This window comes from Pseudomonas sp. NPDC077451 (assembly GCF_044543345.1).
Taxonomy (GTDB): domain Bacteria; phylum Pseudomonadota; class Gammaproteobacteria; order Pseudomonadales; family Pseudomonadaceae; genus Stutzerimonas.
In genome coordinates, this window is the sequence record NZ_JBITVX010000007.1 from 201,242 (window position 1) to 224,169 (window position 22,928).

At 61.3% G+C, this 22,928-nt stretch carries 21 protein-coding genes; 8 read left to right on the forward strand and 13 right to left on the reverse strand.

The window, feature by feature from the left end; translation table 11 throughout:
* Positions 1 to 591, reverse strand: coding sequence for an OmpA family protein (locus ACIGHL_RS13615; RefSeq protein WP_128120212.1), 591 nt, complete (start codon positions 589 to 591; stop codon positions 1 to 3).
* A gap of 5 nt (positions 592 to 596) precedes the next feature.
* On the reverse strand, positions 597 to 1,070 hold the full coding sequence (locus ACIGHL_RS13620) for a FecR family protein (protein ID WP_241509128.1): 474 nt from the start codon (positions 1,068 to 1,070) through the stop codon (positions 597 to 599).
* Between the two features lie 116 nt (positions 1,071 to 1,186).
* On the opposite strand from ACIGHL_RS13620, the gene ACIGHL_RS13625 reads away from it, so the two are divergent.
* Positions 1,187 to 3,280 (forward strand): HD family phosphohydrolase, encoded by a 2,094-nt coding sequence (locus tag ACIGHL_RS13625; protein ID WP_128120210.1) that lies wholly within the window; start codon positions 1,187 to 1,189, stop codon positions 3,278 to 3,280.
* A gap of 17 nt (positions 3,281 to 3,297) precedes the next feature.
* Here the strand turns inward: ACIGHL_RS13625 and ACIGHL_RS13630 are convergent, their stop codons facing one another.
* On the reverse strand, positions 3,298 to 3,495 hold the full coding sequence (locus ACIGHL_RS13630; RefSeq protein WP_128120209.1) for a hypothetical protein: 198 nt from the start codon (positions 3,493 to 3,495) through the stop codon (positions 3,298 to 3,300).
* A 215-nt stretch (positions 3,496 to 3,710) separates the two neighbouring features.
* On the opposite strand from ACIGHL_RS13630, the gene ACIGHL_RS13635 reads away from it, so the two are divergent.
* From ACIGHL_RS13635 to ACIGHL_RS13650, 4 genes are all read left to right on the forward strand, one after another.
* Positions 3,711 to 4,163, forward strand: coding sequence for a (2Fe-2S)-binding protein (locus ACIGHL_RS13635; RefSeq protein WP_045431156.1), 453 nt, complete (start codon positions 3,711 to 3,713; stop codon positions 4,161 to 4,163).
* Between the two features lie 11 nt (positions 4,164 to 4,174).
* Positions 4,175 to 6,373: a xanthine dehydrogenase family protein molybdopterin-binding subunit gene (locus ACIGHL_RS13640; RefSeq protein ID WP_128120208.1), complete on the forward strand. Its 2,199-nt coding sequence runs from the start codon at positions 4,175 to 4,177 to the stop codon at positions 6,371 to 6,373.
* A 13-nt stretch (positions 6,374 to 6,386) separates the two neighbouring features.
* On the forward strand, positions 6,387 to 7,625 hold the full coding sequence (locus ACIGHL_RS13645; RefSeq protein WP_413818150.1) for a c-type cytochrome: 1,239 nt from the start codon (positions 6,387 to 6,389) through the stop codon (positions 7,623 to 7,625).
* A gap of 408 nt (positions 7,626 to 8,033) precedes the next feature.
* Positions 8,034 to 9,998 (forward strand): AAA family ATPase, encoded by a 1,965-nt coding sequence (locus tag ACIGHL_RS13650; protein ID WP_128120206.1) that lies wholly within the window; start codon positions 8,034 to 8,036, stop codon positions 9,996 to 9,998.
* A 277-nt stretch (positions 9,999 to 10,275) separates the two neighbouring features.
* On the opposite strand, the gene ACIGHL_RS13655 is transcribed toward ACIGHL_RS13650, so the two are convergent.
* From ACIGHL_RS13655 to ACIGHL_RS13675, 5 genes are all read right to left on the reverse strand, one after another.
* On the reverse strand, positions 10,276 to 10,893 hold the full coding sequence (locus tag ACIGHL_RS13655) for a TPM domain-containing protein (RefSeq protein ID WP_128120205.1): 618 nt from the start codon (positions 10,891 to 10,893) through the stop codon (positions 10,276 to 10,278).
* 93 nt (positions 10,894 to 10,986) lie between these two features.
* On the reverse strand, positions 10,987 to 11,745 hold the full coding sequence (locus ACIGHL_RS13660; RefSeq protein ID WP_128120204.1) for a TPM domain-containing protein: 759 nt from the start codon (positions 11,743 to 11,745) through the stop codon (positions 10,987 to 10,989).
* On the reverse strand, positions 11,742 to 12,365 hold the full coding sequence (locus ACIGHL_RS13665; RefSeq protein ID WP_181689992.1) for a LemA family protein: 624 nt from the start codon (positions 12,363 to 12,365) through the stop codon (positions 11,742 to 11,744). Before ACIGHL_RS13665 ends, ACIGHL_RS13660 begins: the two co-directional genes overlap by 4 nt.
* A 64-nt stretch (positions 12,366 to 12,429) precedes the next feature.
* The gene (locus tag ACIGHL_RS13670) at positions 12,430 to 13,653 is read right to left on the reverse strand and encodes a CaiB/BaiF CoA transferase family protein (protein ID WP_128120202.1); all 1,224 of its coding nucleotides are present in this window, start codon (positions 13,651 to 13,653) and stop codon (positions 12,430 to 12,432) included.
* 174 nt (positions 13,654 to 13,827) lie between these two features.
* Positions 13,828 to 15,009: an acyl-CoA dehydrogenase gene (locus ACIGHL_RS13675; RefSeq protein WP_045431172.1), complete on the reverse strand. Its 1,182-nt coding sequence runs from the start codon at positions 15,007 to 15,009 to the stop codon at positions 13,828 to 13,830.
* A gap of 184 nt (positions 15,010 to 15,193) precedes the next feature.
* On the opposite strand from ACIGHL_RS13675, the gene ACIGHL_RS13680 reads away from it, so the two are divergent.
* The 3 genes from ACIGHL_RS13680 (at position 15,194) to ACIGHL_RS13690 (ending at position 18,493) form a co-directional block, all read left to right on the forward strand.
* The gene (locus tag ACIGHL_RS13680) at positions 15,194 to 16,114 is read left to right on the forward strand and encodes a LysR family transcriptional regulator (RefSeq protein ID WP_128120201.1); all 921 of its coding nucleotides are present in this window, start codon (positions 15,194 to 15,196) and stop codon (positions 16,112 to 16,114) included.
* A gap of 172 nt (positions 16,115 to 16,286) precedes the next feature.
* Positions 16,287 to 17,837: a T6SS phospholipase effector Tle1-like catalytic domain-containing protein gene (locus tag ACIGHL_RS13685; protein WP_128120200.1), complete on the forward strand. Its 1,551-nt coding sequence runs from the start codon at positions 16,287 to 16,289 to the stop codon at positions 17,835 to 17,837.
* Positions 17,822 to 18,493 (forward strand): DUF2931 family protein, encoded by a 672-nt coding sequence (locus ACIGHL_RS13690; protein WP_342210444.1) that lies wholly within the window; start codon positions 17,822 to 17,824, stop codon positions 18,491 to 18,493. The genes ACIGHL_RS13685 and ACIGHL_RS13690 overlap by 16 nt, the downstream gene beginning before the upstream one ends.
* A gap of 95 nt (positions 18,494 to 18,588) precedes the next feature.
* Here the strand turns inward: ACIGHL_RS13690 and ACIGHL_RS13695 are convergent, their stop codons facing one another.
* The 5 genes from ACIGHL_RS13695 to ACIGHL_RS13715 form a co-directional block, all read right to left on the reverse strand.
* On the reverse strand, positions 18,589 to 18,975 hold the full coding sequence (locus tag ACIGHL_RS13695) for a helicase (protein WP_128120199.1): 387 nt from the start codon (positions 18,973 to 18,975) through the stop codon (positions 18,589 to 18,591).
* 136 nt (positions 18,976 to 19,111) lie between these two features.
* The gene (locus tag ACIGHL_RS13700; protein ID WP_045431184.1) at positions 19,112 to 19,384 is read right to left on the reverse strand and encodes an HU family DNA-binding protein; all 273 of its coding nucleotides are present in this window, start codon (positions 19,382 to 19,384) and stop codon (positions 19,112 to 19,114) included.
* 153 nt (positions 19,385 to 19,537) lie between these two features.
* Entirely contained in the window at positions 19,538 to 20,734 is a 1,197-nt protein-coding gene (locus tag ACIGHL_RS13705) for an NAD(P)/FAD-dependent oxidoreductase (RefSeq protein ID WP_216706994.1), read from the reverse strand.
* 1 nt (position 20,735) lies between these two features.
* Entirely contained in the window at positions 20,736 to 20,903 is a 168-nt protein-coding gene (locus tag ACIGHL_RS13710; RefSeq protein WP_046162989.1) for a rubredoxin, read from the reverse strand.
* Positions 20,904 to 21,063: 160 nt separating this feature from the next.
* A complete protein-coding gene (locus ACIGHL_RS13715) occupies positions 21,064 to 22,773 on the reverse strand; it encodes an L-lactate permease (RefSeq protein ID WP_128120198.1) in 1,710 nt (569 codons plus the stop codon).
* Positions 22,774 to 22,928 lie beyond the last annotated feature (155 nt).

The following is a 22,928-nucleotide window of genomic DNA, read 5'->3' on the forward strand; positions in this document are numbered from 1 at the left end:
TCAGCGCACGCTGATCTCGACTCGCCGATTGCGGGGCTCAGACACGCCGTCAGGCGTCTTGATCAGCAGGTTGCGCTCGCCATGCGACGAGACTCTTAGATCAATCACCTCGATATGGCGCTTTCGCAACATCTCGGCCACAGCCTTGGCTCGGATTAGCCCCAGCTGCTCGTTCCAGCGTTGGCCACTGAGTGTGTCGGTGTGACCTATAACCGATACCGCCGAAGGGCCACGTTGGCGGATCGTTTCGAATGCATCCTCGATAGCCTGCTCCGACTCCTCGGTGAGTTCGGCACTGCCAATCCTGAAATACAGCTGGAAACGTTGCGGCAGCGCTGGCTGCGCGGCCAGGGCGGCCGAGAAGTCACGTGCGATGCGCAGGTTGCCAACCTCGAACGGCCCCGAGCCGAAGCCCCTTGAACCGATCACGGCGCCCTGATGTTTGCGATCAAGACGCGTCTGGCCCTGTGCATCTTCGATGACCACCGCACCCGTGGTGCCATCGGGGCTTTCCAATAGCACGACGTAATTACCCGTCGCACACCCGGTCAGCAGGGCGAAACACAACAGCGCAAAGGTTTTTTGTAGCATTCGCCTCACTCGCTAACCTTCACCAGAAAATGCGTACCGCGCACACCGATCGTACCGGTTGGGGTTTTCAGTTCGACCGCCTCGGGCTTGAGCTTGGCAATCACGCCCGAGATGAAGTTCAGCGTGCCTCGACTGATGCGGGCGCTCAGTTTCAGCTCCTCGTGGGCCGGCTCGAACTGATACTCGTCCAAGGTGAACTCGCTGTTGGGACCGAACGAGATCACCGTATTGTCGCTCAGCGTGACCCCCATCGAACCCTGGGCACCGGTGCGCAGCGTCGCTCCGATGATCACTGCCTGGCCCACCCGCGCATCGATGGTCTGTCCACGGCTGGTCATAGTCGCCTCGCCCTGCACTTTCATGATGTAACCAATGGGCTCGCTGATTTCGGCTGCGGCTACCAATCCTGAGGCCGTCAAAAAGCCAAGGACCAGCACAGTTCGGGCAATTTTTGCTACTGGGGCGATTCTAGTCACCATGATCAATGTAACCTCCGTGGCTGGCCAATGGCCTGCGGATCGGTGCACAGCGCCTCTGGCTTCGGCCACCGATGTTTTCCTGGCATTCCCGTCAAGTAATCGCCGCAGGATGCAGTATGACCTCTAGCAAATACAAGCTCAGCTACGAGACCTGGGCCGCAGCACTGGTGACGATGTTCATTCTCGTACCCACCGTACCGGTACTCCTCCTGGCCGGATTCGAGTGGCTCGGCCTGCGCGAAATCTTGCTCGCTGAGCTGCTGTTCATGTTTGTCTGCCTACCCCTGCTCTTCGTATGCCTAACGAGCATTCGTCGCTCATTAGGCGCTCTGGCAGAAGACACCCGTCGCATCCGGGAGCTCGATTTCAGCCCACGCAACAGCCCCCGCTCGCCCATCCGCGAGCTCGACGACCTGCACCGTCAGCATGACATCATGCGACGGTCAATACGCGCACAGAACCAGGCACTGGAAACGGCCCAAGAGAAACTGGCGGGTCTGGTCGAAAACGGCATGCTGTTGTCTTCCGAGCGCGATAAGCACCGCCTGCTCCAGCACATCCTGATGCAAGGCAAGCGGATCTGTAACGCAGATGCCGCCACGCTCTACCTGATGACCGATCACGACAGCCTGCGCTTCACCCTGCGCTCGAAGGCTGACCAATTACCGGCATTCGAACTGCCGTTGCATGATCCGGAAACCGGCACGCCCAACGAACGGCACGTGTCGACCTATGTGGCCCTGCGCAGGGAAACCGTGATCATCGATGACGTCTACCGCGAGACGCGCTTCGACCTCTCGGGAACACGGCGCTTCGATATGGAGTCCGGCTACCGCACGGTCTCGATGCTCTGCGTGCCGCTAGTAGCACACAGCGGCGAAGTCCTCGGCGTCCTGCAATTCATGAACGCGACCGACCCCGCTAGCGGCGACGTCACCAGTTTCAGCAGGCAGAACCTCCGCTTCGTCGAAGCGCTGGCATCCCAGTCGGCCGTTGCGCTGGAGAATCACAACCTGATCGACTCGCAAACCGCATTGATCGACTCGATGATTGAGATTCTGGCCGGGGCCATCGACGCCAAGAGCGCTTATACAGGTGGGCATTGTGCCCGCGTCCCCGAACTTGCGCTGATGCTGGCCGAACAAGCCAGTGCAGCGGTAGAAGGACCGCTGGCGGACTTCAGTTTCGAAACGGAGGAGCAGTGGCGGGAGTTTCGCATCGGCGCCTGGCTGCACGATTGCGGCAAGATCACCACACCCGAGCACATCGTCGACAAGGCGACCAAGCTGGAAACGGTCTACAACCGCATCCATGAGATCCGCATGCGTTTCGAGGTACTGCTCCGCGACGCCATGATCGAGCGTCTCGAAGCCCTGACTGCCGGTGCGCCATCGGCAGCCGTCGAGGCTCGCCATGCCGCTACTGTGGCGCGTTTGCACGAAGAATTTGCCTTTGTCGCTGAGTGCAACATTGGCGGCGAACTGATGGCACCAGAGCGGATCGAACGTTTGCAGCGCGTCTCCGAGCAACGCTGGATGCGCCACTTCGATGACCGATTGGGCTTGTCTCACGAGGAAGTGACACGCCTGGAAGGCTTCCCGGCCAGACACTTGCCGGTGTCCGAGAAACTGTTGGACGACAAGCCCGAACACCTGATGCCGCGCGTCGAGACCAAGGCACTGGATCCCAAGTACGGCTTCAAGATGAGCGTGCCCGAGCATCAGTTCAACTTTGGCGAGCTTTACAACCTCAGCGTCAGCCGCGGCACGCTAACTGCCGAGGAGCGGTTCAAGGTCAACGAACACATCGTGCAGACCATCGTCATGCTGGAGAATTTGCCGTTTCCCAAGAACCTTCAGCGCGTTCCGGAATACGCCGGAACCCATCATGAAACCTTGCTTGGCACCGGCTATCCGCGACAACTGGGGCCAGATCAGCTGTCGATACCCGCGCGAATCATGGCTATCGCCGACATCTTCGAGGCGCTGACCGCGTGTGATCGCCCCTACAAGAAGGCCAAACCGCTGAGCGAGTCGATCCGCATCCTGGCGCGGCTGCGCGACCGTGGCCATATCGATGCCGACCTTTTCGCGCTGTTCCTCTCATCAGGACTGCACCTCAGCTATGGCGACCGACATCTCAGGCCCGAGCAACTCGACCAAGTAGATATCACCGAATTTCTGCAGCGCCCGATTGCAACCGGGACCTGACAGCCGCCAGCGTTTTATCAACTAGCGACGCGACCATCCCATAGATCCTTGTCGTCGAGCTGGCAGGATTCCACGTAACGCGGCATGCCGCCGATCTCCTCCAGCTCCGTCATGCCTGCGAGCTGGCTGACGATGCGGTAACGCTTGCCTGCGGTCTTGTCTTGCAATGGATAGAGCGCGGCAATCTGCTGCGCCAACTCGGTCAAGGTGGACATGGTGCGGGTAATGCTCTGGGTGCGAAAAGCCAGGCTATTTACTACGAATAGGCGCTCATTGCGCGAAGCGGCCGACGCTTAGCAGGCCGCTCATCGGATCGGTGAATTTCAGGCTTGTTTGGCAACTTTCGTCCCGCCTGTTGTCTCGTTCTAGAGCGCGCATCAAACCAACCATAAGCGCGCCGCTTTAACGCCTGACGTGAGGTTCTTGTTCCATGCTGACACTCTCAATCAACGGCGCCGACCTTGAGGTCGACGTTCCCGAGGACATGCCCCTGCTCTGGGTTCTACGCGACGTGCTGGCGCTGACGGGCAGCAAATACGGTTGCGGCATCGCCCAGTGCGGCGCCTGCACCGTCCATCTCGACGGCGAGGCGGCGCGCTCGTGCGTGTTGCCGGTCGGCGAAGTGAAGGGTCGCAAGGTCGTGACCATCGAGAGCATCGGCAACACCGACCTCGGCCAGCAGGTACAACAGGCCTGGCTGGAAGACGAAGTGGTGCAGTGTGGTTACTGCCAGTGCGGGCAGATCATGTCAGCCGTCGCGCTGTTGGAGAAAAACCCGCAGCCCGATGACCAGACCATTGATCAGGGCATGGCCGGCAACCTCTGCCGCTGCTGCACGTACACCCGCATTCGGAGCGCCATCAAGCGCGTCGCCCAAGCATGAGGAGTCGCGAAATGGCCCACCCAGACACGACTCTTGAATCCCGCTCACGGCGCAACCTGTTGAAGGTTGGCAGCTTGGCCCTTGGTGGGCTGGTGATCGGCTTTTCGCTGCCCTTCCCGGGTCGCAGCTTCGCCGAACAGGTGCTCAGCGAAGGACCGGAAGACCAGCCGATGTCCAACGCCACGGCACTGGACGCTTTTATCGGCATCGATCGCGATGGAAAGGTGATCTTCACCGTGCCGAAGATCGAAATGGGCCAGGGCGCGCAGAGCGGCCTGGCGGTGATGATTGCCGAGGAGCTGGAAATTGGCCTCGATCAGATCACCCTCAAGGAGGCGCCGCCGAACGAGGCGATCTACAACGATAAACTGCTGAATTTCCAGGCGACCGGCGGCTCGACCTCTATCCGCAGTAATTGGGAGCCGTTGCGCCAGGCCGGCGCGGCCGCACGATTGCTGCTGATACAGGCGGCCGCCCAACGCTGGCAGGTCGGCGCCGATCAGTTGCGTGCCGAGAACGGCCGCGTGCTGGGCCCCAATGGTCAGAGTTTCGGCTATGGCGAGCTGGTCGATGACGCCTCCAAGCTGCCGGTGCCGGAAAATATTGCGCTCAAGCCTGCCGAGCAGTTCAAGCTGATCGGCAAACCCACCCGGCGGTTGGACACACCGGCGAAGGTCAACGGCACGGCGCGATTCACCATCGACCTCGTGGTGCCCGGCATGAAGTACGCATCAGCACGCGCCTGCCCGGTCATCGGCGGCACCGTTCGCAGTGTCGATGACCGCGCTGCCCGGAAGGTGCCCGGCGTCATCGACGTGATTCGCCTTGGCGATGCCGTTGCAGTCATAGGCGAGCACACCTGGGCTACGTTTGCCGGTGTGCGCGCGCTGGAAATCGAATGGGACTACGGCGACAACGCCAATATCGACTCCGCGCAGATGGAGCGTGAGATCAAAGAAGCACTGGACAAACCCGGCGCCCTCGCCAACGAACAGGGCGACATTGACAAGGCGCTGAAGGATGCCGCCAAGACCTTCGAAGCCGAATACCAGATGCCCTTCCTGGCCCACGCCGCGCTGGAGCCCATGACCTGCGTCGCCCAGGTCCGCCCTGACGCTGTGGAGCTCTGGGTCGGAACGCAGGTGCCGGTACGCGCGCAGACGGCTGCTGCCGAAGCCTCGGGCCGCCCGGCAGAGCAGATCATCGTCAACAATCAGCTCATTGGCGGCGCCTTTGGACGTCGGCTGGAGGTGGATTTCATCCATCAAGCCGCGGCCATCGCAGCGAAGGTCGATTACCCGATCAAGCTGACCTGGCTGCGCGAGGAAGACACCACTCATGACATGTACCGCCCGCATTACATCGACCGCTTCGCCGCGGCGATGGATGCCGAGGGCCGTCTTCTAGGATGGCGTCACACCATTGCCGGTGCGTCGGTGCTGGCCCGCTTTGCTCCAGCCGCGGTCCCCGATAGCGGGCTGGATGGTGACGCGGTAGAGGTCGCGATTCATCCGATCTATGCGATGCAGAATCTGCGGGTGAATTATGTACCGGTGCCACCCAAAGCCCTGCGTCAATCCTGGTGGCGCGGAGTGGGACCACTGCGCAGTACCTACATGCTCGAAAGCTTCATTGACGAAGTGGCACGTAGCGTCGACCGCGACCCGGTGGAGTACCGCATGGAGTTGCTCGGCAGCCACCCGCGTGCCCAGGCGGTGCTGCGCCTCGCCGCTGAGCAGGCTGGCTGGAGCGGGCCGCTTGAGGCCGGGCATGGCCGCGGCGTCGCGGTGCAGGAGGTGTTTGGCAGTTTCCTCGCGACCGTGGTCGAGCTGCAGGTCAGCGAAGACAAGGGCATCAAGCTCAAGCGGCTGGTCGTGGCCATCGATTGCGGTCAGGTGATGAACCCGGTGTCCGTCAAATCGCAGATCGAAGGCGGCACGCTATTCGGCCTTTCGGCTGCACTGTTCAACGAGATCACCGTCAGCAAAGGCCGTGTCGAGCAGAGCAACTTCCACGATTACCGCCAGCTACGGATCAGCGAAGCGCCGCCGGTGGAGACCTTCATCGTCGAAAGTCGCGAGGCGCCTGGTGGGGTAGGTGAGGCCGGGACGGCGATGATCGCCCCCGCGTTGGTCAACGCCCTGGCTTCAGCCAATGGCACGCGAATCCGCCGTCTGCCGCTGGCACGTGCCGGTTATTACGTGATTTGAGGAGCCCAGCATGATGACTCGACTTTCTCTCGGCAGCCTGCTGGGCGCTGCGCTTGCGCTTTACGCTGGCGCAACCCCCGCGCAACCTGCCGATAGCGCACTGCTCGAACGCGGCGAATACCTGACCCATGCGGCCGACTGCCTGGCGTGCCACGTAGCCGAAGGCGGCAAGCCTTACGCAGGCGGCCTTCCGGTGAAAATGCCGTTCGGCACGCTGTATTCCACCAACATCACACCGGACAACGAGACCGGCATCGGCACCTGGAGCGACGATGACTTCGTCGAGGCCATGCAGCAGGGCGTAGGGCCAGATGGCAAGCATTACTATCCGGCGTTCCCCTACACCTCCTACACGCTGATGCCACGTGAGGACATCCTGGCGATCAAGGCCTATCTGTTCAGCCTGGAGCCGGTGAACCAGCCGAACAAGGAGAACGACATCGGTTTCCCGTTCAACCAACGCTGGGGCATTGCTCTGTGGAACCTGCTGTTCCTTGATGACGAACGATTCGAGCCCGACCCGGAGCAGTCCGAGCAGTGGAATCGTGGCGCCTATCTCGTTCAGGGGCCAGGGCACTGCGGTGAGTGCCACACACCGCGAAATCTGATGCAGGCGAAGAACGGCTCCGAGCACTTGGCGGGCGCGACGATCCAGGGCTGGAGTGCCTGGAATATCACGTCCGACGAGCAGGCTGGGATCGGTGGCTGGCCGGATGACGCCTTGGCGCGCTACCTCGCCCAAGGCGTAGCGCCCGGCTACGGCGTCGCCGGCGGGCCAATGGCCGAAGTCGTCAATTACAGCCTGCGGCACCTGACGCCCGAGGATATCCAGGCCATGGTGACCTACCTCGAATCGGTTCCGGCGCGCCCGGCCGACGTGATTCGGCCATCGGCGCAGCAACTGGCGAGCGGGCCACCGACCGACAGCGCCTATCCGCTGGGGCAAAAGCTGTTTGCGGAAACCTGTGCCAGCTGCCATCAGTGGGACGGCAGCGGTCGTCAGAGTGACTATGCCTCGCTGCGCGGCCTGCGCACGTTGAACGATCCGCAAGGGCTGAATCTGGTCCAGGTGATCCTCAACGGTGATGCCTTGCACGGACCAAACGGACATCACCTGATGCCAGCCTTCAACCGCCACTTCAATAACCGTGAGGTGTCGGCTCTGGGTAACTTCATGCTCAGCCATTTCGGCTCGCAGCGTGGCGAACTGACGCCGGAGACCATCGCCGAGCGACGTAACGGCGGGCACTGACCTAAGGGCGGGCTGAGCCGCGACGCCCTTCGCATAGGCGAAGGGCGTTGATGGGCAGCGTTGAACCGTCGCGGCGCCAGCCCATTCGTATCCTGCGTCGAAGCGATGCTGCGTCAAGGCTCGAAATCACGAACGTCGTACGCCGTTTCGGTTCCACGACCAAACGGTCATTCGTCGCAAACCGCCCCGCCATTCGTCGTGTTGCCACTTGTATGGTGGCACTTGCCGTATTCTCGCCGGCTATCGGAGTTCAGCAACCCGATTCGCAGTCCGGCATATAAATCGCATCCAACGAGCCCGTACTGTGTCGCGCCATGTGATTGGCGCCGCGGGGCTTCCCCGCGAACAACTGTGGTCCGCCCTTCGGCGGTTGTTTGTCGAACATCGGGCTTCCCGATTGGATGTGAAATGAAAACACCACGTCTGCTACAAGGTCGCCGCGGCCCTGTGCTCTCCGTTTTCCTGCTGCTGGTTGCCGCTTGCGTTGCGTTCTGGCAGTTGTGGCCAGCCGCACCGTCAACGCCCGCGACGGGTGCGGCGGCCAGCATGCTCGAAGCCCTGCAGGAGTCGACCGCCCCCTGGCAAGCCAATCGCCGTGATCTTTCTGTGCTGATGGGCGACTTACGTGGCGACGCCATCGTCAGCGCCGCGCTGGGCAAAGATGCGGTCTACATCAGCCTGCACGACGGGCTGCGATATTGGGTGCCCGATCAGTCCGGGCGCGTTGCCCAGCTCCTGCTCGATCAGTACGCCAGCAGCGAAGGTCAGCTTTTCCCGCTGACATTGTTCGAGACAGACGCCGAGGCGCCCTGGTACAAGAGTGCGTTGCCCTACGCGCCATTCATACTGCTGCTGGTGGGTGCCTTGACCTACCTGGCAATCAAGAGCCAGGCGTTTCAGGTGCATCGCAAGGGCAGCGGCATCAGCTTTGCCGACGTCATCGGTGCCAGCGAAGCCAAGCAGGCCTTGAGCGACGTCACTGCCTATCTGCGTGACCCCTCCGCCTATGCCGCCTTGGGTGCCCGTCCTCCCAAGGGCGTGCTGCTCACCGGCGAGCCCGGCACCGGTAAGACCCAGCTGGCGAAGGCCCTGGCTACCGAGTCCAACGCCAGCTTCATTCAGGTCACCGGTAGCGACTTCTCATCGATGTACTTCGGCGTCGGCATCCAGAAGGTCAAGGCGCTGTTCCGTACCGCGCGTAAACAGGCGCCGTGCATCATCTTCATCGACGAGATCGATGGCATCGGCAAGCGCGCCGAACAGCAGCGCTCCAGCGATGCCGAAAGCAACCGCATCATCAACCAGTTCCTCGCTGAAATGGATGGCTTCGACGGTGCAAGCGGCGTGCTGGTACTGGGTGCCACCAACTTCCCAAACTCGCTGGACCCCGCTCTGGTCCGTGAGGGCCGCTTCGATCGCTCGATCGCCGTCGGCCTGCCGGGGCTGAACGACCGCGAGGCGCTGTTCCGCCTGTACGCCGACAAAGTCCGGTCCGAGCAGGATCTGGATTTCGCCCAGCTGGCGCGTAACACCGTGGGCCTGACGCCCGCCGCTATTGCCTATATCGCCAACCATGCCGCCCTGCTTGCTGCACGTGGCGCAGCGAAGACGGTGACCATGGCGCATTTCGTCGACGCGGTGGAAACCTGCCGCATCGGCGAGCAGCCGTCGGGTGTGACGCCCATGTCGCCCACTGACCGCAAACGCATCGCCGTGCACGAGGCCGGCCACGCGCTGGTCGCCGCCGCGCTGAAAACCGGTCGGGTAGAGAAAGTCACCATCCTGCCGCGCGGCCAGGCCCTGGGCGTGACGCTGGTAACGCCGGTAGAAGACAAGCGTCTACACATGGAGTCCGAGCTGCGCAACCGCATCCAGATGCTGCTGGCCGGCCGTGGTGCCGAGCAGCTGTACTTCCATGAAGTCTCCTCCGGTGCCGGTCAGGACCTGCAGGAAGCCTCGAAGATCGCGCTGTCGATGGTTGGCGCACTGGGGATGGGCCCGAACGGTTCGCTGCTGAGTTTGCAGGCGGTACGCGACGCGCACATCGAGTTCGATTCCGGCGAATCCATCCGTGCGGCCGACACTCTGCTCAAGCAGCTCGACCGTGAATGCATGGCCCTGCTGCAGCGGCTCAAACCGGCACTGGATGAGATCGCTGACCAGCTGCTGGCCGAGGAAACCGTGCCCGGAGAGGACGTCCTCGCAGCCATCGAGCGCTTGCCTGAGCATCATCACCAGGCCAGCGTCAGCTCGATCATCGGCCATGCCATGAGCACCATCGACCGGGTGGCCGCCAGCGCCATGGAAAACGCGCCGTTCCTCGAACTGGCTCCGGTGGAGCAACCCGAGGACGAAGGCCCCGGAATGGCCTGACCCAGGCCATGACGCAAAACGGCGGAGGCAGTGCGATGGTGAATCGCGTTGCCCCGCCGTTCTGTTTTCTGCAGCCCAAGGCCGCGGCACTGAGATCGTGATCGAGCTGAAAAACGCATACTAGGGTGGTCGCGGTTTCAGCTGGCTTTGCTACTGCAGCCACATAGGGTGGGCACAACCCTTGCCGTCCGTGGCTAACGCTGTGTCGGTTTACACCCACGCCAGGCTCCATCCCTTTCTGGGTTCAGCCGCCCAGCCTTATGCGCTCTTCCCATGGTCACTCAAGAACTACGAGATGGTTCGGCAACTCGTTGCGCTCATGGGTTGCCGGCACATGCTGCTTGAGCAGCGAACCGCAGGTTTCGATACAGCTTAGAAAGCCTTCCAGCACCTGACCGCTGCGCACGTCTTCGGTAAAGGTATCGACGATCGACTGCCAGACACTGTCATCGATGCGGCTGGAAATCCCCTGATCCACCAGGATCTCCACATAGCGCTCGGCTTCGGAGACGAAGATCAGCATGCCCGTCCCACCGACGGTGTGGTGCAAATTCAGCTCGATGAACTGACGCCGCGCCAGATTGCAGGCGCGCCAGTGCCGAACCGAGCGTGGAATCAGCCGACTGGTCACGCTCGGAATGCGAAACACCACCGCCAGCACGACAAAGGTCAGCCACTGCACCAGCAGCAATTGCCAAGCAGCCAGCCATCCGGTGAAGAACAGCAACGCGCCAGGCAATATCAGCGCCAGCAGGCTCGCCCAGAGCAGCGGAATGTAGCGGTAGTCGTCTGCCTGGGCGGCAAGGACGGTCACCAGCTCAGCATCGGTATCCCGCTCGATTAGGTCGATCGCATCGGATACCTGTTTCAGCTCGTTTTCGGACAGTAGGGTCATTGCGTACTCATCTTCGCTGAAGGCTCTCGTTGTGCTGATTGGATCGGCTGGAGGCTCGGACTGCTCCACCCAAATGGCGATGTGATCAATCGGTTACCAGCCACCGGAAGCACCACCGCCGCCGAAGCCGCCACCGCCACCGCCGAAACCACCGCCACCAAATCCGCCGCCACCGCCGCCGCGACCCATGCCACCGAGCAATGCGCCCAGCAGCAGCGCTCGCCCGGCGCCACGACCGCCGCCACGACCGCCTCGCCCCCCGCCGATCACGAAGATGGCGACCAGCATCAGGAAGAAGCCGAGAATGCCGAGGCCGCCGGGTTCCTGCGCACCCATGGGCATCGCCGGCTGCATGCCGGCGGTACGCAAGGGGTCTCCGCCAAGCACCTGGATTATCGCGGCGGTGCCTTCGGTGATCCCGCGAGTGAAGTCACCTTCACGGAAGGCAGGCGTGATGATTCGATTGATGATGACCGACGATTGCGCATCGGTTAGCCGGCCTTCCAAGCCGTAGCCAACCTCAATACGCACCAGGCGATCGTCGCGAGCGACGATCAGCAGCGCGCCGGTGTCTTCGTCTTTCTGCCCGATGCCCCACTCGCGGCCAAGGTCGACGCCATATTCCTCAATGCTTCGCCCCTGAAGGTCCGGCACGGTGACGACGACAACCTGCTCCCCGCTCGCTTGCTCATGGGCGGCGAGCATGCTGGTCAGGCGTGCTTCGGCCTGGGTGTCGAGCAACTCGGCCTGATCAACCACCCTGCCGGTCAACGCCGGCAACTCGACTTCCTGGGCGACAACGCCGCTCGCCCAGAAAAGCAGCGCCAGGATCAGTGAGAGCGGACGAGTCATTGAAACTGCACTTGTGGCGCCTGATCGGCGTTCTCAGTGGTCGCCTCGAAGTTCTCGCGGATCGGCATGTCGCTGTACATCAGGGTGTGCCAGATGCGGCCAGGAAAGGTGCGGATCTCGGTGTTGTAACGCTCGACCGACGTGATGAAGTCGCGGCGCGCAACGGCGATGCGGTTCTCGGTGCCCTCAAGCTGGGATTGCAACGCGAGGAAGTTCTGGTTGGACTTCAGATCCGGATAGCGCTCGGAGACGGCCATCAATCGGCTCAAAGCGCCCGTCAGCTGATTCTGTGCCTGCTGGAAGCGCTGCATTTTTTCGGGATCGTCCAAATCCTCTGCGCTGATCTGAATGGAGGTGGCCTTTGAGCGAGCCTCAGTGACAGCGGTCAGGGTTTCCTGCTCCTGGCGGGCGAAGCCTTTGACCGTCTCGACCAGGTTAGGAATGAGATCGGCACGGCGCTGGTACTGGTTTTCCACCTGAGACCAGGCGGACTTTACCTGCTCGTCGTATTGGGGAATGTTGTTGATACCGCAACCGGCCAGCAGCCAGGACATGAACAAGACAACCGAAAGCTGCCAGGTGATACGTAAACGCTGCGTCTGCATGATGTGCTCGTCCATCCAAAAAACCAGGGTACAGGAATAAGGATAGCCAAGCGGCTCGAGAGTTCAGGCCACTCCCAGCTCAGACCACCCCGGACTGCCGCAGGGAAAGGATCTTTTCGAAACTCAGCCCCACCAGTTGCTGCAGCACGGCCTCACTGTGTTCGCCAAGCAGGGGAGGCGCCTTGCGGTATTCGACTGGCGTTTCGGAAAGCCGGATCGGGCTGGCGACCTGCGGCACGCTGCCGGCCAAGGGATGCGACATGTCCACGCGCAGCCCTCGCGCCTGAACATGCGGATCTGCAAAGACCTGGGCAAGATCATTGATGGGGCCGCAAGGCACTCCGGCCTCCTCCAGCACGGCGACCCACTCAGGCGTAGTGCGGAAGACCGTGACCTGGCGGATCATCGGCACCAGCTCCTTGCGATGCGCCACGCGCGCCTTGTTGCTGGCGAAACGGGGATCAGTCGCCCACTCGGGGTGGCCGGCCACCTCGGCGAATTTGCGGAATTGCCCGTCGTTGCCGATGGTGAGGATGATGTCGCCGTCGGCGGTGGGGAAATCCTGATAGGGCACGATATTGGGGTGTGCGTTGCCCATGCGCTTGGGCGCGACGCCTGTGGTCAAGTAGTTCATCGCCTGGTTAGCCAGACAGGCCACCTGTACGTCCAGCAGCGCCAGCTCCACGTGCTGGCCGACGCCGCTCTGCTCACGATGATTGAGCGCGGCCAGCACGCCAACCGTGGCGTAGAGACCGGTGAGGATGTCCGTCAGCGCCACGCCGACCTTGACCGGACCGGCGCCCTCTTCGTCTTCGGCGCGACCGGTCAGGCTCATCAGGCCGCCAAGCCCCTGGATCATGAAGTCGTAACCGGCACGCTGGGCATAGGGACCATCGCTGCCGAAACCGGTGATCGAGCAATAGATGAGCTTGGGGTTGATTGCTTTGAGGCTTTCGTAATCGAGTCCGTAGGCCGCCAACCCTCCCACCTTGAAGTTCTCCAGCAGCACATCACACCGCGATACCAACTCACGGATAATCCGCTGACCCTCAGGCTGGGTGAAATCCAGGGTCAGAGACTGCTTGTTGCGGTTGGCAGACAGGTAATACGCCGCTTCCGAAGTATTCTCGCCCTCCTGATCTTTCAGGTACGGCGGGCCCCAATGACGGGTGTCGTCTCCGGTGCCGGGCCGCTCGACCTTGATCACCTCGGCGCCAAGATCACCAAGAATCTGCCCGCTCCACGGGCCAGCGAGCACACGCGACAGGTCGAGGACGCGGATATGGGAAAGGGCGCCGGGCATGATGAAGCCTCAAGAGATTATCGCCACCGCGGGAAATGGGCCTGCAGCTGTGCGAGGAAAACGTAGGGTGGATCGGGGCGCGTAGCTGACGCGTTACCCATCCACCAAGCGGAGCTGAAGTTGTCGGCGTAGCCGAAGGTGGATGAAGTAGCGCCATCCACCCTACGGCACCGCTTAGAAGAACGCCTGAATGCCGGTCTGCGCGCGGCCGAGGATCAGCGCATGCACGTCGTGGGTGCCTTCGTAAGTGTTGACCACTTCGAGGTTGACCAGATGCCGCGCCACGCCGAACTCGTCGCTGATGCCGTTGCCGCCGAGCATGTCCCGAGCCAGGCGGGCTACGTCCAGCGCCTTGCCGCAGCTGTTGCGCTTCATGATCGAGGTAATTTCCACCGCAGCGGTGCCTTCGTCCTTCATCCGGCCAAGGCGCAGGCAGCCTTGCAGGGCCAGGGTGATCTCGGTCTGCATGTCGGCCAGCTTCTTCTGGATCAGCTGGTTGGCCGCAAGCGGGCGGCCGAATTGCTGGCGGTCCAGCGTGTATTGGCGGGCGGTGTGCCAGCAGAACTCGGCGGCGCCCAGCGCGCCCCAGCTGATGCCGTAACGGGCCGAATCCAGGCAGGTGAACGGACCGCGCAGGCCGCGCACATCGGGGAAGGCGTTCTCTTCCGGACAGAACACGTTGTCCATGACGATCTCGCCGGTGATCGAAGCGCGCAGGCCGACCTTGCCGTGAATCGCCGGAGCGCTCAGCCCTTCCCAGCCCTTCTCCAGCACGAACCCGCGGATCGCGCCCTCGTCGTCCTTCGCCCAGACCACGAAGACGTCGGCGATCGGGCTGTTGGTGATCCACATCTTCGCCCCGGACAGGCGGTAGCCACCGTCGACCTTCTTTGCGCGAGTGACCATCGAACCCGGATCGGAGCCGTGGTTCGGTTCGGTCAGACCGAAGCAGCCGATGTACTCGCCGCTGGCCAGTTTGGGCAGATACTTCTGCTTGGTTTCCTCGTTGCCGAACTCGTTGATCGGCACCATCACCAGCGACGACTGCACGCTCATCATCGAGCGGTAACCGGAATCGATGCGCTCGACCTCACGAGCGATCAGGCCGTAGCACACGTAGCTCAAACCACTGCCACCGTACGCTTCAGGAATGGTCGCGCCGAGCAAGCCGGTGTCGCCCATCTCACGGAAGATTGCCGCATCGGTGCGCTCGTGACGGAAGGCTTCAAGCACCCGTGGCGCCAGCTTGTCGGCGGCGAACTGCTGAGCGCTGTCGCGCACCATGCGCTCTTCATCGGTGAGCTGCTGATCGAGCAGCAGTGGGTCGATCCAGTTGAAGCTTGCTTTGCCAGCCATGGGTGGTCCTCTTGTCGTAGACGGTGAACCGGACTCAGCGCCCGGTGCAGCATTCGAATGCATTGATCCTAGAAGCTATGGCGCCAGCCGGCAAACGAGTAATTCGCAATGATCTGTGCGATTTACTCACTACAGGCTATGCTAAATGTACTGAATACCCGCCCATTAGTGAGACAGCCGCATAATGCGTCGCAAGATTCCCAGCACAGCCGCGCTTGTCGCCTTCGAAGCGGCCGCGCGCCACCAGAGCTTTACCCGTGCTGCCGAAGAGCTGGCCCTGACCCAGAGTGCAATCTGCCGACAGATCGGCGGGCTGGAAGAATTCCTCGGGCTGGAGCTGTTTCGCCGTTCCCGCCGCGGCGTGAAACTGACCGAGGCCGGGCAGTCCTATGCACGGCGGGTCGCCACGCAGCTCGATGCGGTGGAGCGCGATACGCTTTCGGTAATGGGCCAGCAAGGCGCGCAGACCATCGAGCTGGCGCTGGTGCCGACCTTTGGCACGCAATGGCTGCTGCCACGGCTGCGGCAGTTTCAGGCGTTGCACCCGGAAATCACCGTCAACCTGACCAACCGCACCCGCCCCTTCCTATTCGCCGATACCGAATTCGATGCGGCGATCTACTTCGGTGACGGCGACTGGTCCGGTACGGTCGCCTATTCCCTGATGCCGGAGCAGTCGGTGCCAGTGTGCAGCCCGGCCCTGCTGGACGGTGCGAATGCGCTGGCGCCACAGACCATTGGCGAGATGCCATTGCTGCAACAGACCACACGCCCCTATGCCTGGCGCCAGTGGTTCGATTCGCTGGGCATGAAAGTCGCCCGGGATATGACTGGCCCCCGCCTGGAGCTGTTCTCGATGCTCGCCCAGGCCGCCGAGCACCAGATGGGCGTGGCGCTGATTCCGCCGTTCCTGATCCAGCGCGAACTGGCCGAGGGACGCCTGGTGATTGCGCACCCACACTCGTTCCGGCGTGAGAACCAGGCCTACCACCTGATGATCCCGGAACGTCGCGTAGAGTCGGCGGCCTTGAACGCCTTTCGTGACTGGCTGCTCGACGAAGCCCGCGCATGGCTGGCGCAGCAGGGTCCGATTGCATCGCACTGAAATGCCATTGCCACCCCGAAACCACCAGGCCGACCGTGCGCTTTGTGAACCGGCTGCTTGAATCATCCCTAACGGTGGTTCCTACTGACGCCCGCGCCGTGACCAACAGGATGTAGCTCAACGGCGTGTCAACCCAGATCATCCAGCCTCACTTGCCAGGGAAGGTAGAAGCATGAGCGGTTACGTCCCAAACATTCCTCAAGCCAAGCGCGAAGCCGAGCTGCGCAACATCGAACCGGTCGATATACACGCCGAGCGCTGGTCCGAATACGAACGCCACGCCAGGGAACCCGTCAAGCCTGCCGAGAAGATCAAGCTGGCTCTACGCATCGGCGTGTTCTTCGACGGCACAGGCAACAACGCCACCAACACTGCCCTCGGCCTGGCCTGCGGCGCGCAGCATCCGATCCAGAAGGAAGACCTGGACACCAGCTGCAAGCCGTACATGGCCAACCCGGATAGCAGTTATGGGAATGACATAACGAATATCAAAAAGCTCAGCGAGCTTTACTCCGCTCCACCATCACTTGTAGGAACCGGACCGCAGAAACAGGCCTATCGAAAGCTATATATCGAGGGCATCGGCACCGATGTAGGAAAGGATGACAGTCTCATAGGTGCTGGCGCTGGGAGAGGGGCTACAGGCGTGTCCGGGAAAGTGCAGGAAGCCTTTAGTCGAATTCGGGGCCTAGTTGACGAGATAATCGGCCAGAACCCAAATTGCGAGATCAGCGGCTTAACTTTCGATAGCTTCGGCTTTAGCCGCGGCGCAGCGGCGGCGCGCCACTTCGCCAACGAAATAGTTCGAGGCAACCAAGGTCCGCTGCGAACAGCACTTGATAACACCAAAGCGTTTAGCTCAACGTTCAGGGCTCGCTATCAGCAAGACATAAACATGGGGTTCATCGGCCTTTTTGATACCGTTGCGTCAGTCGGAGGACTGACCAACCTCGGTTACATTCGAAGTTCGATAACTCCATGGCTGAACCTTTACCTCTCTCCTAAGCACTTCAGCAACGTGGTGCACCTAGTAGCCCGTGATGAGATACGCGCGAACTTTCCGCTGAGTACCGTAAAACCGGATCACACCGAAATCGTCTTGCCCGGCGCGCACTCCGACATCGGCGGAGGGTATCTGACCGAAACTGAAGAGCGTGTGCTCATCGCCCCGATGCAGGCACTGACAACTGCACAAGGCGTTGATGTTACAGCATCATCAATTTACCGGGACGCTGAGTTAGCCAAACAGCGACTGATTAGCGATGGCTGGCCAGCTTCTATGCTCGAGATCGTTACGCCAGAAGCTCAACTGCTTCCCATCGACTCGCAGGATCGCCTGGCGCCTCGCCAACAGCGAATCTATGCCGGACTGCAACTCAGACGCCAAGTCAGGGGAGAGCTATCGCGAGTGTATCTACGTGTCATGTATGAACTGGCTAAGCGGGGTGGAGTTCAGTTCGATGAGATCGATCAGCACGATCCTTACTACGCTCTGCCAACCGAACTTGATCCGCTCTACGCGCGCTTCTCAGTTGGTGATTACCAAACGACCGCCGCTGAAGAGGCAATGCTGAGAAACCGTTACATCCATATATCCGCACACTGGAACAACCCTCTCGGTAAACGCACCCATACCGGGGCAAGCTTGGTTTACATCAATGCTCCAACTACTGATGGGATTCGTCGTCACCATTCTCACGTATCTGAGTGGTCCTTATTTTGAAAAAAATTCTCCTCGTCGCACTATCGGCGACGCTTACTTTCGGTTGCCAAACCAGCAATACCTCGCCCGGGGAGAACGACCCCAAAGCCAGATGGTGGAGCCTGGAGTTCTTTGGGCCCAATTACATGACCGGCTGGGTCGAAGCCAGCTTGGTCGAAGACGTCAACGGTCGGACCTTCGACCACGGAAGCGGCGGCGTTATAGGGAATGGGAACCCTGGAGATGCGACGGAGACTGCTCGGGGTTGGGTCGGCGGCGTAGGAGGAAACAGTAGGGCAGTCGCAGGTGCAGACCTACCGAAACGGATCTATGTACGCTGGCAATCTGCGGTTGAGCCACAAACCTACCGAGCCTGGATCGATATAGGCGAAGAAGCCAGGCAGATCATGTACGACTCCACGCATCGACGCTGCGAAGAGACACCCGAGCGCACCGCGCGTTATATGGCGGCCCTGTATCTTGGGCTAGCTCCTGGAGGGGTTGTACAGGCATGGGCGATAGACAGTTGCGGATCTCCAGTAAAGATCGCTCGCGGGCAAGCCGAAATAGAGCCACTTGGGCCGCACCTTGGGAAATCCGGCGGCAATTACTATCCACAACCTAAGGCATCTAAACGATACGTCGAAAAGTTCGGCGTACCCTACGGCAGTTGGTGAGCGGAGCCACAGCAGATGCGGCGATATTACCCGCGTCACGCCGCGCTGAGGCGGCACAAGGCCTTTTGGCTATAGGCAATAAAAGCCACCCCACCTCACGCCGCTTCCGGCTTTTTCTTCCGAGGCTTGAGGTATTTGGTCAGGCCCTGAAACCACATCACCAGCGCTGGATTGCCCTGGATCTGGATGTCTTTGTTCTGAATACCTTGCATGAACGCAAGCTGCTTGTTCTTCGCGTTCATGGTGGCGAAGCCGTAGGCGCTGTCCTTGAAGCCGATGGCGAATGCTGACTCGTTTGCTGGACCGCCGTGACTGGTGACGCGCTGATCCTTGACCCTGTAATGCCGAGCCACCTTGCCGTCCAGTGTGTGCAGCTGGAAGGTCAGGTCTTTGTCACCGAGTTGCTTCTGGAAATCGGGGTTGTTGCGGCTGGCCTTGGTCATCAGGCGACCCAGCATCCAGAGAAGAAAGCGAAATTTCATGATTGGCCGACCATTGGCAAGAAAAGCGGCATTGTAGCGGCTGGTCTGAGCGGGGAAAGCAGGAGAACAGAAGGGTCTGGAGTGGACTGTTCAGTCAGGCTGACCCGGAGCCTGGGCGGCCCCGGGCGGCGCGATTTTAATTGATCGCGTCTTTCAGCATCTTTCCCGGCTTGAAAGCCACGGTGTTGCTGGCCTTGATGGTGACGGGTTCGCCCGTTTGCGGGTTCTTGCCCGTACGGGCCCCGCGGTGACGTTGTACGAAGGTGCCGAAACCCACCAGGGTCACGCTGTCCTTTCGGTTGAGTGCGCTGGTAATTTCATCCAGCACGGCGTTGAGTACACGATTGGCCTGATCCTTGGTTAGATCGGCCTTATCGGCGATAGCGGCTGCGAGTTCCGGTTTGCGCATAGGTAGCCTCTAAGACTTTCTTGTTGTTGTGATCCGCTGTTCTCCGAACAGCGTCCGAAGCGCTGCAACAGCTCTAGGCTGCGGCAGCGGCCTCTGGGAGCATGGCACGCTGCTAGCACTCGCGCCAGTCCTCGCCAGCGCTTTGCCGAATCATTACGAAGACTTTAACGACAGAACCTGAGGCAGTTCCGCCAACACAGGTGGCAACTGCTTGTTCAGCGCCAGACGCTCTTGCACAGCCGTTCCGGTGAGTGCGTAGCCGAGCAGCTTGCCGTCAGGGCCACGGAAGGTTGCCTTGAGGTTGTTGCCCTCGCCTTCAACGTTCCAGCTGCCGTGACTACCGGCAGCTGGAGGGGACACCACAAGGGGGCATACCGGTGTTTTCACAGTGATAGGCATCGGTCCGTAGGTGACCGGCGTCGGTTGGCCAACGAGCGTTCTGGCCAGTGCACGGACGCCGCTCATCAACGGCATTACATAGAGCAGGTTGAGCCCGTCGACCTCTGCACAATCGCCCAATGCATACACATGCTCGGTCGAAGTCTGCAGCAGGCGGTCCACTTCAATGCCGCGATTGACCTTCAAGCCTGCCGCCTCGGCCAGCTCGATACGGGGACGCAATCCCACCGCGCTGACCACCAGATCGCACTCCAGGCGCTGGCCGTCTGACAGCTGCGCCTGCAGGACGTCACCGTTACGTTCCAGCCGCTCGAGCACCGGCCCCAGGTGAAACCGCGCACCCAGAGACTCAAGCCCTCGGCGGACCGCAGCCGCGGGTTCGGGCGGAAGCAGTGACGGCATGAGCTGCTCGCACGGCGCGACCAGATCGACCTCATAGCCGCCTTGCAGCAAGTCATTTGCAAATTCGCAGCCGATCAACCCGGCCCCGAGGATCAATACGCGCCGCTTACCGTGTGCGGCCTCGCGGAAGCGCCCGTAATCGAGCAGATCGTTGATCGGGAAGACGGCGTCCTGTGCACCGCCGTCGACCGGCACCTGAATGGTCTGCGCCCCCCAGGCGATCACCAGATCGCGGTAGGGAACGGGCTCGTTGCCGATCCAAACGCGACGGTTGGCCGGATCGAGACGCGTCACTCGAGTATGGGTGCGAATCTCGGCGTTGAGCTGAATGGCCATCGGGCCCGCCACCGTCATGCCGAGCGCATCGGCATCCTTGTTCATGGCGAAGCCGGTCGAGAGCATGGGTTTGGAATAGGAGCGGCCGTCGTCAGCGGTAATCAGCAACAGCGGCGTTTCACTGTCCAGCTTGCGGAATTCCCGGGCGAGGTTGTAGCCCGCCAGCCCGGTGCCAATGATGACCAGCGGTGCGTTTGGGTTCGAGTCGTTCATATCAGCCGATCGCGATCATTTCAAAGTCCATCTTGCCGACGCCACAGTCAGGGCACAGCCAGTCCTCGGGCACGTCTTCCCAGGCAGTGCCTGGCGCGATGCCGTCGTCCGGCCAGCCTTCGGCTTCGTCATAGATGAGCCCACACACCACGCATTGCCACTTTTTCATTATTCACCTCGATCAGTCTCGGTTGCGCTGCACGCTATACCAGAACGCGATGAGCGCCAAACCCTGGCGCCTCGGTGATAGACCCCGCACCTGCGAAAGATTTCAGGGCAAAACAAAACGGGCGGCCTAGGCCGCCCGTCCGGGTTCACGTACGCAGCTGTCAGCTAGCGGTCGCGATGCCCACCAGCGGATCGCTGATACCCATCACATAGAAGCCAATCAGGCCGATAGTGCCAGCCAGTACGAGGTAGTACAGCGTCGGCAGCATGGTCTTGCGCAGCGTGATGCCCTCACGTCCCAGCAGGCCGACCGTGGCCGAAGCCGCGACAACGTTGTGGATAGCGATCATGTTGCCAGCCGCAGCGCCTACTGATTGCAGCGCTACCATCAACGCGCCGGAGATACCCAGCAGCCCAGCGGTGTTGTACTGGAACTGCGACAGCATCAGGTTGGACACTGTGTTGGAGCCGGCAATGAAAGCACCCAGTGCGCCAACCGCAGGCGAGAAGAACGGGTAGACCCCGCCTACGCTGTTGGCCACCAGTTGTGCCATGGCCACTGGCATGGAGACCAGATCCGAACCGTTGACGCCGGAGTTGATCAGGATCCGCACCATCGGAATGGTGAAGATCAGCACGAAGCCAGCGCCCAGTAGCGTCTTGCTCGATTCGGCGATGGCAGCGCCCAGCTGAGCGGCTTTCATCCGATGCAGGAAGAAGGTCACCAGCACTACCATGCAGAGAATCCCGCCTGGCAGATACAGCGGCTCCAGCGTGCCGGACACACCGGTTTCACCGAGGATGTCCCGCCAACCGAAGCTCACCGACATCAACGCCGCCTTGAGGTCCGGGAAGATCCGCGACATCACCAGGAAGATCGCCAACAGCAGGTAAGGCGCCCAGGCCATCGGCACGGAGATCGGTGTGCGTCCGGCAACGTCATCGATCTTCATCTCGATCTTGCCCATCCACTCAACCGGCCACTCGCTGGCCGGGGCGAAATCCCAGCTGGTCTTGGGCAGCAGGAAGCCCGCCTTCGCCGCCGGAACCACAATAGCCAGACCGACCAGGGCGCCGATCATCGAAGGGAATTCCGGACCGAGGAACACACCCGCCGCAGCGTACGGAATCACGAACGCAAGACCGGTGAAAATGGCAAACGGCGCCATCGCCAGCCCTTCGCCCCAGGAGCGGTTGCGACCGAAGAAGCGCGTCATGATGCAGATCATGATCAGCGGCATGAGGATGCCGCACAGCGCATGGATGATCGCCACACGGGAGTAGATCAGCTGGAAGAACACTTCCCAGTTGCTGCCCACGGTTGCCAGCTGACCGCCGAGCGTGGCCTGGTCCAGACCACCCGCGACACCCACCAGAATTGGCGTACCCACCGCACCGAAGGACACCGGTGTGGATTGCACCATCATCCCAAGCACCACCGCCGTCAGCGCCGGAAAGCCCAGTGCGACGAGCAGCGGCGCAGCGACCGCTGCTGGGGTACCAAAGCCCGAGGCGCCCTCGATGAAGCAGCCGAACAGCCAGGCCACGATCAACACCTGGACGCGCTTGTCCGGGCTCACATTGGCGAAGCCCCGACGAATCGACGCGATACCCCCGGAGTGTTTAAGCGTGTTCAGAAGAAGGATGGCGCCAAAGATGATCCAGAGGATCGCGGCGGTGAGAATCAAGCCTTGCAGCGTGGAAGCCAGGACCCGGTTGAAGGTCATGTCCCAGGCCAGCAGGCCGATCAACGCAGTGAGCACGAAAACCAGCGGCATTGCGTACTTGGCCGGCCAGCGAAAGCCGATCAGCAGTACCCCCGCCAGCACCAGCGGCACGAAGGCCAGAATGGACAGCAGTGTCTGACTCATTGTTGGGTTCCTTGTTTTTTGTTGTGAACCGCTTACATCCGGGAAAGCCCGGTCCCACGCATGGCTGAAATGAAGAATCACCTCAGTCCGAGAAGCTGACTAGCAAGTCATGTTAGCCCGCCCCTCTTGCTCGAAAGCCCCGGACGCTGAAAGCG